The sequence below is a fragment of the Pseudomonas sp. S2_E02 genome (assembly GCF_054668355.1).
Map to the genome: position 1 here is coordinate 2,729,119 of NZ_CP162761.1, position 12,816 is coordinate 2,741,934.

The 12,816-nt window shown below is 61.2% G+C and carries 12 protein-coding genes; 1 reads left to right on the forward strand and 11 read right to left on the reverse strand.

The genetic code is table 11. The features are described 5' to 3' along the window. Positions 1-171 precede the first annotated feature (171 nt). Positions 172-3,411 (forward strand): ribonuclease E, encoded by a 3,240-nt coding sequence (gene rne / locus AB4O01_RS12165; RefSeq protein WP_460091902.1) that lies wholly within the window; start codon positions 172-174, stop codon positions 3,409-3,411. 267 nt (positions 3,412-3,678) lie between these two features. Here the strand turns inward: rne and AB4O01_RS12170 are convergent, their stop codons facing one another. The 11 genes from AB4O01_RS12170 to AB4O01_RS12220 form a co-directional block, all read right to left on the reverse strand. Beyond that, positions 3,679-4,275: a nucleotidyltransferase family protein gene (locus tag AB4O01_RS12170; protein ID WP_116256271.1), complete on the reverse strand. Its 597-nt coding sequence runs from the start codon at positions 4,273-4,275 to the stop codon at positions 3,679-3,681. Continuing rightward, entirely contained in the window at positions 4,272-5,252 is a 981-nt protein-coding gene (locus AB4O01_RS12175; protein WP_095048619.1) for an XdhC family protein, read from the reverse strand. Before AB4O01_RS12175 ends, AB4O01_RS12170 begins: the two co-directional genes overlap by 4 nt. Then, positions 5,252-7,573 (reverse strand): xanthine dehydrogenase family protein molybdopterin-binding subunit, encoded by a 2,322-nt coding sequence (locus tag AB4O01_RS12180; protein ID WP_186620457.1) that lies wholly within the window; start codon positions 7,571-7,573, stop codon positions 5,252-5,254. Before AB4O01_RS12180 ends, AB4O01_RS12175 begins: the two co-directional genes overlap by 1 nt. Further along, positions 7,570-8,040 (reverse strand): (2Fe-2S)-binding protein, encoded by a 471-nt coding sequence (locus AB4O01_RS12185; protein ID WP_186620455.1) that lies wholly within the window; start codon positions 8,038-8,040, stop codon positions 7,570-7,572. Before AB4O01_RS12185 ends, AB4O01_RS12180 begins: the two co-directional genes overlap by 4 nt. Positions 8,041-8,285: 245 nt before the next feature. Continuing rightward, positions 8,286-9,305: a UDP-N-acetylmuramate dehydrogenase gene (gene murB, locus AB4O01_RS12190; protein ID WP_186620453.1), complete on the reverse strand. Its 1,020-nt coding sequence runs from the start codon at positions 9,303-9,305 to the stop codon at positions 8,286-8,288. Beyond that, positions 9,302-9,766: a low molecular weight protein-tyrosine-phosphatase gene (locus AB4O01_RS12195; protein WP_016986041.1), complete on the reverse strand. Its 465-nt coding sequence runs from the start codon at positions 9,764-9,766 to the stop codon at positions 9,302-9,304. Before AB4O01_RS12195 ends, murB begins: the two co-directional genes overlap by 4 nt. Then, complete coding sequence (gene kdsB, locus AB4O01_RS12200; RefSeq protein ID WP_460091906.1) at positions 9,766-10,530, reverse strand: 3-deoxy-manno-octulosonate cytidylyltransferase; 765 nt, start codon at positions 10,528-10,530, stop codon at positions 9,766-9,768. The genes AB4O01_RS12195 and kdsB overlap by 1 nt, the downstream gene beginning before the upstream one ends. Beyond that, entirely contained in the window at positions 10,527-10,712 is a 186-nt protein-coding gene (locus tag AB4O01_RS12205; RefSeq protein WP_038364501.1) for a Trm112 family protein, read from the reverse strand. Before AB4O01_RS12205 ends, kdsB begins: the two co-directional genes overlap by 4 nt. 21 nt (positions 10,713-10,733) lie before the next feature. Further along, positions 10,734-11,744 (reverse strand): tetraacyldisaccharide 4'-kinase, encoded by a 1,011-nt coding sequence (lpxK, locus tag AB4O01_RS12210; protein ID WP_460091908.1) that lies wholly within the window; start codon positions 11,742-11,744, stop codon positions 10,734-10,736. Beyond that, positions 11,744-12,172 (reverse strand): ExbD/TolR family protein, encoded by a 429-nt coding sequence (locus AB4O01_RS12215; RefSeq protein WP_093435463.1) that lies wholly within the window; start codon positions 12,170-12,172, stop codon positions 11,744-11,746. The genes lpxK and AB4O01_RS12215 overlap by 1 nt, the downstream gene beginning before the upstream one ends. After that, a complete protein-coding gene (locus AB4O01_RS12220; protein WP_042560451.1) occupies positions 12,169-12,804 on the reverse strand; it encodes a MotA/TolQ/ExbB proton channel family protein in 636 nt (211 codons plus the stop codon). The genes AB4O01_RS12215 and AB4O01_RS12220 overlap by 4 nt, the downstream gene beginning before the upstream one ends. Between the last annotated feature and the right edge of the window lie 12 nt (positions 12,805-12,816).

The window sequence follows — 12,816 nt, forward strand, 5'->3', positions numbered from 1 at the left end:
GTGCTTAAGTAGCCACAGCAAGCAGGACGCGTACGTCGCTATATCGGCCCAATTGGCCGCATATCGCTGGACACGGGAATGGCCAACCACTCCCGACGCACCTGACACCGACCGTGAGAAGTCGTGTGTGCCGAACGCCGTTTCCGGCAGCCCGGAAACCGACGGTACTACATGAAAAGAATGCTGATTAACGCAACTCAACCCGAAGAGTTGCGTGTTGCACTGGTAGATGGCCAACGCCTCTACGACCTGGACATCGAATCCGGTGCACGCGAGCAGAAGAAGGCCAACATCTATAAAGGCCGCATCACTCGCATCGAACCAAGCCTTGAGGCTGCCTTTGTCGATTTCGGCTCCGAGCGCCACGGCTTCCTGCCACTCAAAGAAATCTCCCGCGAATACTTCAAGAAAGCCCCTGAAGGCCGCGTCAATATCAAGGACGTCCTGAGCGAAGGCCAGGAAGTCATCGTTCAGGTCGAAAAAGAAGAACGTGGCAACAAGGGCGCAGCCCTGACCACCTTCATCAGCCTGGCCGGTCGTTACCTCGTGCTGATGCCGAACAACCCGCGTGCCGGCGGTATCTCCCGTCGCATCGAAGGCGAAGAGCGCAATGAACTGCGCGAAGCGCTGAACGGTCTGGTCGCACCAGCCGACATGGGTCTGATCGTGCGCACTGCCGGCCTTGGCCGCAGCAGCGAAGAAATGCAGTGGGACCTCGACTACCTGCTGCAACTGTGGACCGCCATCAAAGAAGCCTCGCTGGATCGCTCCGCGCCATTCCTGATCTACCAGGAAAGCAACGTGATCATCCGCGCCATCCGCGATTACCTGCGCCAGGACATCGGCGAAGTGCTGATCGACAGCGTTGAAGCCCAGGACGAAGCCCTGACCTTCATCCGCCAGGTGATGCCGCAGTACGCCAGCAAGATCAAGCTGTACGAAGACAGCGTACCGCTGTTCAACCGTTTCCAGATCGAAAGCCAGATCGAGACCGCTTTCCAGCGCGTCGTTGAACTGCCTTCCGGTGGTTCCATCGTTATCGATCCGACCGAAGCCCTGGTGTCGATCGACATCAACTCGGCGCGCGCCACCAAAGGCAGCGACATCGAAGAAACCGCTCTGCAGACCAACCTTGAAGCTGCCGAAGAAATCGCCCGTCAGTTGCGCCTGCGCGACATCGGCGGCCTGATCGTCATCGACTTCATCGACATGACCCCTGCCAAGAACCAGCGCGCCGTGGAAGAAAAAGTCCGCGAATGCCTGGAAGCCGACCGCGCTCGCGTGCAGATCGGCCGCATCTCGCGCTTCGGCCTGCTGGAAATGTCCCGTCAGCGCCTGCGTCCATCGCTGGGCGAAAGCAGCGGCATCGTTTGCCCGCGTTGCAACGGCACCGGCATCATCCGTGACGTTGAATCGCTGTCGCTGGCGATCCTGCGCCTGATCGAAGAAGAAGCCCTGAAAGACCGCACCGCCGAAGTGCGCGCCCAGGTGCCGATCCCGGTCGCTGCGTTCCTGCTCAACGAAAAACGCAACTCGATCACCAAGATCGAACTGCGCACCCGTGCCCGCATCATCATTCTGCCGAACGACCACCTCGAAACCCCGCATTTCGAAGTTCAGCGTCTGCGTGACGACAGCCCGGAAGCCGCGACCAACCAGTCCAGCTACGAAATCGCTGCTGCCGCTGCTGAAGTCGAAGAAGTTCAGCCAGCCGCTGCGACCCGCACCCTGGTTCGCCAGGAAGCCGCGGTCAAGACTGCTCCGGCCCGTGCCAACGCTCCGGTTCCGACCGAAGTCGCCGCCCCGGCCGCTGCTGCACCGGCTCCAGTCGCTGCACCAGAGCCAAGCCTGTTCAAAGGCCTGGTGAAATCGCTGGTCAGCCTGTTCGCCACCAAAGAAGAGCCAGCCGCTCCGGTTGTGGTTGAAAAACCAGCCGCCGAACGTCCGGCCCGTAACGAAGAGCGTCGCAACGGTCGTCAGCAGAGCCGCAACCGTAATGGTCGCCGCGATGAAGAACGCAAGCCACGCGAAGAACGTGCTCCACGTGAAGAACGTGCGCCACGCGAGCCGCGCGAAGAGCGCGCGCCACGTGAAGCCCGTGAAGTCCGCGAACCACGTGAAGCTCGTACCGAAGCGCCAGTTGCCCGCGAAGAACGTGCACCACGCGCTCCACGTGAAGAACGTGCACCACGTGCGCCGCGCGAAGACCGCAAGCCACGCGGCGAGCGTGAAGAGCGTGTGCGTGAACTGCGCGAGCCACTGGACGCCGTTCCAGCCGCTGTAGCTGACGTTGCCGTTACCGCTGAAGAACGCCCGACCCGTCAGCCACGTGAAGAACGCGCACCGCGTCCGCCACGTGAAGAGCGTCAACCGCGTGCCGAACAGGCCGCTGCTGCCGTCGCTGAAGAAGAAGTGAACACCAACGAAGAGCAACTGCCGGAAGACGGTTCGGAGAACGCCGAAGGCGATCGCCCACGTCGTCGTTCGCGCGGTCAGCGTCGTCGCAGCAACCGTCGTGAGCGTCAGCGTGATGCCAACGGCAACGTGATCGAAGGTTCGGAAGAATCCGAAGCCGGCGAAAACGCTGAAGCGCCAAGCACCGCCGATCTGGCTGCTGGCCTGGCTGTGACCGCCGCTGTTGCCAGCACCGTGATCAGTGCACCGGCTGAAGCTCAAGCCCACGAGCAAGCTGAACGCGCCACCGCGGCTGTTCAGGAAACCGCTCCAGTGGAAGCGCCGGTTGTTGAAGCGACTACTCCAGTAGAAGTGGTTGCTGCTCCGGAAGTCGAAGTGGCTCCAGTTCAAGAGACCCTGCCTCAGGTAGAGCCAGCGCCAGTTGTGGCTGCGGAGCCGGTGGTTGAAACCGTCGCAGAAACCGTAACCGAAACCGTGCGTGAAGTTCGCGAAGAGCAGACTGCCTTCAACTGGGTTGCCGAACCGACTGTTGCTGAAACCCCAGCGCCAGTGGTGGAAGCACCGGTTGTTGAAGCGCCAGTGTTTGAAACCCCAGTGTTTGAAGAACGTAAGGCTGCCGAACCAGCACCTGTCGTTGAAGCAGCGGTTGTCGAAGCACCCGTGGTGACCGAAGCGCCAGCCCCGGTGGTTGAAGCTCCAGCACCGGTCAGCGCTCTGACGCCAAGCGGCCGCGCGCCAAACGACCCACGTGAAGTGCGTCGTCGCAAGCGTGAAGAAGAGCGTCTGCAGAAGGAAGCCGAATTGGCTGCCGCTGCTGCGCCAGTCGCTGCCGAGCCAGCCGTGGTTGCTGAAGTGGTCGAGGCAGCTCCTGCCCCGGTGACTGAAGAAGCTGTGGTTGAGTCGGTGATTGCAGAAGCACCACGCTCCGTTCAAGACGCGGTCGAGCAGCACCAAGAGGCCGAGGAAAAAGAACACGAGCCTAAACCACTCGTGTAATTTCCAAAGCCAATAAAAAGCCCCGCCCGATTATTCAGGCGGGGTTTTTTTATGCCTCGATTTTTTGTGCTGGACTCTAGATCAACCCCCTCACCCCAGCCCTCTCCCCAGGGGGCGAGGGGGAAAGGGAGCCGATCTCCGTGTGTTTCAAGGCCGGAGTTCGACTCGAAGTTTCAGGTCGGTGTACCTCGAAAGAACACCTCGGTCAGTCCCCTCTCCCTCTGGGAGAGCGTTAGGGTGAGGGGCTCTCAGGAATTTACGCAGCTCTCAAGACGAAGTAAAAACCAAAGCCTCCGGCACATCGATATCCCACAACACCCCAGGATCATCCACCGTCACCTCAACCACCCTGCCCTGTTTGAACAATGGTCTGGCCCCTCGATCGCCACTCAACGCCTGCAACCCCGCACTAAACGACCGCCCAAACCCCACAGGATGACCAAACTCCCCTTCCTGCACCGGCACGCTCACTGCATCATCGGCAATGGCCGCGACCACCCGCTCAATACTCGACGGCAAGATAAACGGCATATCACCCAGCACAATCAACCAGCCATCTGCCTCAGGGCATGCCGCGACGCCAGCGGCAATGCTGTCACCCATCCCGGTCGATTCAATCGAGACCACGTCACAGCCATAGGCCTGCGCCATGCGCATCGCTTGCGGCCGCGCTTCAGTCGTCACCAGCACACGCTTGTCGAGACTGACCGGCAGATTCAACAGCACCTGCTCAATCACCGAACGCACCGCGCCATCACGCCCGGTGCAGTCCGCCAGCAACTTGTCCTTATCAGCACCTGCCACCTGGCGAAAACGACTGCCCTCACCCGCCGCCAGCACAATCACTGCAATGGATCGACTCATGCGTCCTCCAAAGTTTTCTTCTGCTTCAACTCGACGCCGTTCTTGATCGCGACGATTTCCGCCAACAGGGACAAAGCAATTTCCGCTGGCGAATGACTGCCGATGTGCAAACCGATCGGCCCGTGCAGCCGATCGATCGCCTGCACCGACAAGCCTAGCTGAGCCAGATTCTCCCGACGCTTCCGGCTGTTAACCCGAGAGCCGAGAGCGCCGACATAGAAGGCCGGAGAATCCAGCGCCGTGAGCAGCGCCATGTCGTCCAGACGCGGATCGTGGGTCAACGCGACAATCGCCGTACGTTCGTCGGTCTGGATACTCAACACCGCCTCATCCGGCATGCCCGAGACGAAACGCCCGTGATGCTCTTCCCAGCCGTAGACGAATTCGCTGCGCGGATCGCAGATCAGTACTTCGAAATCCAGCAGGCGCGCCATATCCGCCACGTAGCGCGACAACTGCCCGGCGCCGATCAACAATAGACGCCAACGCGGGCCGTAGATTGCGCGCAGGGTTTTGCCGTCGAACTCCAGCGAGTCAGACTTGCTGGCCGGCGACAGAAGCACTTCACCGGTTTCAATGTTCAACTCACGGGCAACGATCTCGTGTGCTTCGCACCGCGCGAGCAACTCGGCAACCCACGCGGGATCGCCGATCCGTTCTTCAGTCAGGCGCAACGTGCCGCCACAAGGCAAGCCAAAGCGCGCCGCCTCCTCGCGTGTAACGCCATAGGTAATCAACTGTACCGGCGGCCCATCGGTGGCGATGCGGCCGTCGTGCAGGCGGGCGATCAAATCATCCTCGACGCACCCGCCCGACACCGAACCGATCACCACGCCATCCTCACGCAAGGCGAGCATGGCACCGGGCGCCCGGGGCGCCGTGCCCCAGGTCTGCACCACGCTGAACAGCACCACCCGCTGTCCGGCGCGGCGCCATTCGAGGACGCTGCGCAGGACATTGAGGTCGACGCTGTCCATTACGCCTCTGCCTTCTGCCAGCCCTGCAACTGGTAACGCACCGGCAGATTACGGATGCGCTTGCCAGTAGCGGCAAAGATCGCGTTACACAAGGCCGGAGCAATCGGCGGCACGCCCGGTTCGCCGACACCGCCCAACGGCACGTCGCCCGGCGGCGTCACCAGATGCACGGCAACTTCTTTCGGCGCCAGCGACATGCGCGCCACTTCGTACATGTGGAAGTTGTCCTGCTGGACCTTGCCGTCCTTGAAGCTGATTTCGCCCAGTACTGCGTTGCCCAGGCCCATCACGCAGGCGCCTTCGAACTGCGAACGGATACGTTCAGGGTTGATCTGCGGCCCGCAATCCACGGCAATATCGGCCTTGTGCACGATCAGCGTACCGTCGTCCTTGACCTCGACTTCGATCACCGCCGCCACGTACGTGACGAAGCTGTAATGCACCGCCAGACCCAGACCACGGCCCTTCGGCAGTTTGCGCCCCCAACCGGCTGCTTTCGCGGCGGTTTCCAGCACGGTGCGCATGCGCCCGGTATCGATCGGATACCGCTCGGGCGATTCGCCATAGTTCCACTCTTCGCTCAAGGTGCGTGGATCGATCTGCCGATCCGGACCGAGCAGTTTGACCTGGTACTTGAGCGGATCCTCGCCAGCCTTGTGCGCCAGCTCATCGACGAAACTCTGGATGGCAAAACCATGAGGAATGTTCGACACCGAGCGATACCAGCCAACCCGTGTGTGCACGGTCGCCTCGGGGTTTTCCAGGCGTACGTTGGGAATCGCGTAGGCCATGTTGGTGAAACCCATGCCCAGTTCGAAAGCCGCTTCATGGTTCATCCCCGGCGCGAACAGCGCGGTGATGCTCGGCGCCACGGTGCGATGCAACCAGCCGGATGGCATGCCGTCCTTGCCCACGCCAGCCTTCAGATACTCGGCGGACACGGTGTGGAAATACGAGTTGTGGATGTCATCTTCACGCGTCCACTGCACCCGTACGGCTTTGCCGGGGAACTCTTTGGCGAGAATCGCCGCTTCGACGACGAAATCCGGTTTCGACTTGCGACCAAAACCACCGCCAAGCAAGGTGACATTGAACGTGACATTGTCGAACGGCAGTCCAAGACGCTCGGCAATGCGCTCACGAGTGACTTGCGGCGCCTGACTCGGTGCCCACGCTTCGCAAACGCCGTCCTTGTAGCGAGCGATGGCAACCATTGGCTCCATCGGTGCCTGGGCCAGATGCGGCAGGTAGTAGGATGCTTCAAGCGTACTCGCAGCACCACTCAGGGCCTTGTCTATATCGCCGGTGTTGCGCACCACTTTGCCGGGTTTCAGCGAGGCGGCTTCAAGCTCTTTGCGATAGGCGATCGAGTCATAACTGGCGTTCGGGCCGTCATCCCATTCGATTTTCAACGCTTCACGGCCCTTGATCGCGGCCCAGGTATTGCTGGCGACCACGGCCACACCACCCAGTGGCTGAAACTCGGAAGGCAGCGGACGGCTTTCGATCTGCAGCACTTTGAGCACACCGGGGACTTTCAGCGCAGCGCTGTCATCCAGCGATTTGACCTTGCCGCCGTACACCGCCGGACGGGCGATAGTTGCGTACAACATGCCGTCGAAATGCACATCGGCGCCGTACACCGCACGACCGTTGACGATGTCTGCGCCATCGATGGCTTTCGTACCTTCCTTGCCGATGTAGCGAAACTCCGACGGCTGCTTGAGGCGCAGGCTGTCACGCGTCGGTACCGGCAACGCACTGGCTGCGGCGGCCAGTTCGCCATAGCCCAGCTCACGGCCAGACGGTTTGTGAATGACTTTGTGCAGTTGCGCGTGGCATTCACCGACCGGCACTTTCCACTGCGCAGCGGCGGCCTGTTCAAGCATGGTTCGCGCCGCCGCACCGCAACGCCGCATTGGTTCATACCAATGGCGCATGCTGCGCGAACCGTCGGTGTCCTGGTTGCCGAAGCGCACTTCATCACCCGGCGCCTGCTGCACTTTGACGCGCGCCCAATCGGCTTCCAGTTCATCAGCAACAACCATGGTCAGACTGGTGCGCACGCCCTGGCCCATCTCGGAACGGTTACACACCACAGTGACCGTGCCGTCAGCGGCAATGCTGACGTAGACCTTCGGATCGTCGATCCAGCCATTGGGCATGCCATCGGCGCCGAATTGCTTCGGTTTGTCTTCAGCCAACGCATCCTGCCAACCCCAACTGGCGGCCAACACCAGCGCGCCGGTGGCGCCGACGCCTTTGAGGAAACCGCGACGGCTGAGATTGCTCAGGGCGAAATCATTCGGAAGGCGACTCATGCCTTGGCCTCCTTCAAGTGAGTGGAAGCCTGGCGGATCGCGGTCTTGATCCGGTTGTAGGTGCCGCAGCGGCAAATGTTACCGACCATGGCTTCTTCGATCTGCTCGTCGCTCGGGTTCGGGTTGGTCTTGAGCAACGCGGTAGCCGACATGATCTGCCCGCCCTGACAGAATCCGCATTGCGCTACAGCGGTGTCGAGCCAGACTTGCTGTACCACCTGCCCCACAGGGTCGGCGTGCAGGTTGTCGATGGTGGTGACGTTCTGGCCGACCACCGAACCGATCGGCGTGATGCAACTGCGCGCCGGCAAGCCGTCGATATGAATGGTGCAGGCGCCGCACAACCCCATGCCGCAGCCGAACTTGGTGCCGTTATAACCGGCGACATCACGAATCGCCCACAACAGCGGCATGTCTTCGGTGACATCGAGAGGATGGTCTTGACCGTTGAGTTTCAGGGTAATCATGGGCACGCCCGCATATTTGTAGTGGTTATGGGGTCGAGCAATCTGCCGCCGTTGAATCGGCGGTGGTTCACGCAGATCGACTCAGGCTAATCAGGCTCTCTTGTGCCGACGCGAACGTCTGCACCGGGCCTTTGGTGGAGCAAATGACGGTTATCGTTAGCTCGCTAAGTTAACCCAGCGTTAACAAAAAAGCCCTGCACTTTTTATCAGTGCAGGGCTTTGGATGGCGCTTTGAAAGCGTAGCCTCAATAGCGATTAGGCTCCATCTCCAGGTCGACATTGAAACGTTCGGCAATGTCTTTCTGGATGCGTTGCGCCAGATCGAGCAGTTGCAGCCCGGTTGCCGCGCCGTAGTTGACCAGCACCAGCGCTTGAAATTTATGCACGCCGGCATCGGCTTCACGGAAACCTTTCCAGCCGGCACGCTCGATCAGCCAGCCTGCCGCGAGCTTCATTTGTCCGTTCGGCTGCGCGTAGGCGACCACATCCGGATGCTGTTCCTTGATCTTCGCGACGATGGCCGCCGACACCAGCGGATTCTTGAAGAAGCTGCCGGCATTTCCGAGCACCGCCGGATCCGGCAGTTTTTCGCTGCGGATACTGCAAATCGCACGGCTGACGTCGGTAGGCGTCGGCTGCTCGATGCCCTGCTCGGTCAGGCGCTGACGCACCGGGCCGTATTCCAGATGCAAATGCGCAATGCGGTCGAGTGCAAAGCGCACGCGCAGAATCAGCCAACGCCCCGGCTGCTGCTTGAACAAGCTGTCGCGGTAGGCGAAGTTGCATTCTTCGAGGGTGAAATCGCGCAGCTCGCCGGTCTGGCGATCCAGCGCGGTGAGGCCGGCAAACACATCCTTGATCTCGACGCCGTAGGCACCGATGTTCTGCATCGGCGCAGCGCCAACCGTACCGGGAATAAGGCTGAGGTTTTCCAGCCCGGAGAATCCTTGCGCCAACGTGTGCTGCACAAACGGATGCCACGGCTCGCCCGCTTCCGCCTCGATCACCACACGGTTGCCGTCATCGCTGATCACGCGGATCCCGCGTGTCGCCATGCGCAGCACCAGCGCGGCAATGTCGGCGGTCAGCAGCAAGTTGCTGCCGCCGCCAATCACCAGCAACGGCATATCGTGCGCGGTGGCGTAGGCCAGCGCTTCACGGACATCGGCATCGCTGTGGGCTTCGGCGAACAGTTGCGCGCGCACATCCACGCCAAAACTGTTGAACGGTTTCAGGGAAACCTGCGGTTGCACCTGCAAACTCATAACCGGCCCTTCACTTCGATCAACAATTGGTCACAGGCTGCTTCGATCAGATCCAGCACTTGCTCGAAACCCTGATCGCCGTCGTAATACGGATCCGGCACTTCATCTACCACCCCGGCATAACGGCGCAAAAACAGGTCCAGCTCGGCTTTGCCGGTGGACGGCTGCAACGCCTTGAGGTTGCGCAGGTTGCTGTTGTCCATGGCCAGGATCAGGTCGTAACTGGCGAAATCGGCACGGCTGACCTGCTGCGCGCGTTGCGCCGACAGGTCATAGCCACGCACTTTGGCGGCGGCCTGGCTGCGCTTGTCCGGCGGGTTGCCGACGTGCCAGTCACCGGTGCCGGCGGAGGCCACTTCGACCTGATCCGCCAGCCCTGCTTCACGCAGTTTGTGACGCAATACGCCTTCGGCCGTGGGCGAACGGCAAATGTTGCCCAGGCACACAAACAGAACGCGCATCAGGCCTCCAGCAGGCGACGAACGCGCTCGAGGTCTTCGGCCGTGTCAACGCCAGTCGGCGGTGCGATCAGCGCGTCGGCGACATGAATTCGCACACCGTGCCACAGAGCACGCAGTTGCTCGAGGGATTCAGTGTTTTCCAGCCAGCATGGGCCCCAGCTCACAAAGTCCTGGAGGAAACCGGCGCGGTAGGCATAAATGCCTATGTGACGACGGTACGGCACGCCTTCGGGCAATTGCTCGCGACTCTTGGCAAACGCATCGCGCGCCCATGGCAAAGTCGCGCGGCTGAAGGTCAGCGCCAGACCGTTGAGATCACTGACGACTTTGACCACGTTCGGATTGAACAGGGTTTCCACGTCCTCGATCGGCTCGGCCAGCGTGGCCATGCGCGCTTCGGTGTGGGCAGCCAGATTGGCGGCGACCTGATCGATCACGCTCGGCGGAATCAGCGGCTCGTCACCCTGCACGTTGACCACGATCGCGTCGGATTCAAGACCCAGTTTCGCCGCGACTTCGGCCAGACGATCGGTGCCGGAATTGTGATCTTCACGGGTCAGCACCACTTCGGCACCAAAAGCCTTGCAGGCCTCGACGATGCGCGCATCGTCAGTCGCGACGACCACACGGCTGGCGCTGCTTTTGCTCGCCTGTTCCCAGACGTGCTGGATCATCGGCTTGCCGGCGATGTCGAGCAGCGGTTTGCCGGGCAGGCGGGTCGAGGCGAAACGCGACGGGATGACAACGGTGAAGGCAGTGGTCATTTATCCAGACGCTCGTCGGTGGTCAGGGTGCGGGCTTCGCTTTCGAGCATGACCGGGATGCCATCGCGGATCGGGTACGCCAGACCGGCGCCCTTGCTGATCAGTTCGCTCTTGTCGGCGCTGAGCTTGAGCGGGCCTTTGCAGATCGGGCACGCGAGGATATCGAGCAATTTGGTGTCCATGAACATTCCCTGAGTAAAGAGTTAAGGCAAAAGACGATCCGGCAACAGGCGCATCAGTTGCGTGTCGAACCAGGCCACAAAGGCCGGCGACGGCAGCGCATCGACCGCCAGATACCACCAGTCGTCAGCCGCAAAGGCACGGCACTTCACCGCGTCCTTTTCGGTCATCACCAACGGCAATGACGGTGTGAAATTCAACGCCTGCACGCTGTATTGGGCGTGGTCGGCAAACGCATGGGGGACTGCTCGCCAGTCTAGCGCTTCGAGGGTATTGAAGAAACGTTGCGGATTGCCGATCCCGGCGACCGCGTGCACGGCCTGGCCTGGCGGAAAATGATCGAGTGACTTGCGCTCGCCGCTGCGTAGATTGATCAGCGCAGTCGGTTGCAGATGGAAAGCGAAACCGTCATCGCGATCCTCGGTGGCACCATTGAACAGCACACCGTCGACGCTTTGCAGACGCTCGATCGGCTCACGCAACGGCCCTGCCGGCAAGCAGCGTTTGTTACCGAGACCGCGCGCGGCGTCGATCAGCACCAGCTCCAGATCCCGCGCCAGACGGTAATGCTGCATACCGTCATCGGACAGAATCAGGTCCAGCGGTTCGCTGGCGAGCAAGGCTTTGACCGCTGCGCTGCGATCCGGATCGATCATCAGCGGCACGCCGGTGCGCTGGACGATCAGCAACGGTTCGTCACCGGCGATGTCAGCGGTTTGCTCGGCCGCAACGCGCCACGGCAGTTGCGGCGGTTTGGCGCCGTAACCACGGCTGACCACGCCGACGCGCAAACCGCTGCGCCGGCAATGTTCGATCAACCAGAGAATCATCGGCGTCTTGCCGGTGCCACCGACGGTGATGTTGCCGACCACGATCAACGGCACCGATGGCTGGTAGATCTGACCTTCACCGGCAAGAAAGCGCTGGCGCTTACCCACCACCACGCGGCGATAGAGCATTTCCAGCGGCCGCAGCAGCGTCAGGGCCGGGTGCCCCTGATACCACGCGGCGAGCAAGCGATCGGACAGGCTCATCAGGATTTGGGCGCCGCCTCGACCGTGGTCATGCGCAGATGGCTGAAACCGAGCTTGCCGGCCGCATCCATGGCGGTGATCACGGATTGATGCTGAGTCTTGCCATCGGCACTGATCGACAACGGCATGTTGGTGTCGCCGTTGGACTCTTTCTGCATGGCTTCCATCAGGGTCGCCAGGTCGTTCTTCGGCAGAATCTTGTTGTTCACCGAAAACACGCCTTCGGCGCTGATGGCCACGTCGATCTGCTTGACTTGCTGGTCTTCGGCCGGGGAGCCGCTGACCGCTTCCGGCAGGTCAACACGCAACTGGGTTTCGCGAGTGAACGTGGTGGTCACGACGAAAAACAGCAGCAGAATGAACACCACGTCGATCAGCGACGCGAGGTTGATGTCCACGGTTTCCCGGGGTTTGCGACGGAACTTCACGCGCGGCCCTCGGCCAGGTCGACGTCACGATCGCCCTGCACCACTTCAACCAGCTTGATCGCTTCCTGCTCCATGCCCACCACCAATTCATCGATGCGGCGTTGCAGGAAACGGTGGAAGAACACCGCCGGAATACCGACCATCAGGCCCGCAGCGGTGGTGATCAGCGCCTTGGAAATACCGCCCGCCAACACCGAGGCATTGGTGGTCATGCCGGAGCCGGTGAACGCGCTGAAGATATCGATCATGCCCAGCACGGTGCCAAGCAGACCCAGTAATGGCGCCATGGCTGCGATAGTGCCAAGAGCATTGATGTAGCGCTCGAGTTCATGAATGACCCGGGCGGCGGCCTCTTCGATGCACTCTTTCATGATCTCGCGACCATGTTTGGAGTTGGCCAGGCCCGCCGCGAGGATTTCCCCCAGTGGCGAATTGGCGCGCAATTCCTTGAGTTTTTCTTTATTGAGCTGCTTGTCCTTGATCCAGACCCAGACCTGGCCCAGCAGATGCTCGGGGGTAACGCGACTGGCGCGCAGGGTCCACAGGCGCTCGGCGACGATCGCCATGGCCGCGATGGAGCTCAGAATGATCGGCAACATCATCCAGCCGCCGGATTTGACCAATTCCCACACAGTGACAGTCCC

Bases quoted from the DNA above. Each gene is read 5' to 3' on its own strand.
- rne (WP_460091902.1), top strand. From the start codon at position 172: ATGAAAAGAATGCTGATTAACGCAACTCAACCCGAAGAGTTGCGTGTT.
- AB4O01_RS12170 (WP_116256271.1), bottom strand. From the start codon at position 4,275: ATGAGTCGATCCATTGCAGTGATTGTGCTGGCGGCGGGTGAGGGCAGT.
- AB4O01_RS12175 (WP_095048619.1), bottom strand. From the start codon at position 5,252: ATGGACAGCGTCGACCTCAATGTCCTGCGCAGCGTCCTCGAATGGCGC.
- AB4O01_RS12180 (WP_186620457.1), bottom strand. From the start codon at position 7,573: ATGAGTCGCCTTCCGAATGATTTCGCCCTGAGCAATCTCAGCCGTCGC.
- AB4O01_RS12185 (WP_186620455.1), bottom strand. From the start codon at position 8,040: ATGATTACCCTGAAACTCAACGGTCAAGACCATCCTCTCGATGTCACC.
- murB (WP_186620453.1), bottom strand. From the start codon at position 9,305: ATGAGTTTGCAGGTGCAACCGCAGGTTTCCCTGAAACCGTTCAACAGT.
- AB4O01_RS12195 (WP_016986041.1), bottom strand. From the start codon at position 9,766: ATGCGCGTTCTGTTTGTGTGCCTGGGCAACATTTGCCGTTCGCCCACG.
- kdsB (WP_460091906.1), bottom strand. From the start codon at position 10,530: ATGACCACTGCCTTCACCGTTGTCATCCCGTCGCGTTTCGCCTCGACC.
- AB4O01_RS12205 (WP_038364501.1), bottom strand. From the start codon at position 10,712: ATGGACACCAAATTGCTCGATATCCTCGCGTGCCCGATCTGCAAAGGC.
- lpxK (WP_460091908.1), bottom strand. From the start codon at position 11,744: ATGAGCCTGTCCGATCGCTTGCTCGCCGCGTGGTATCAGGGGCACCCG.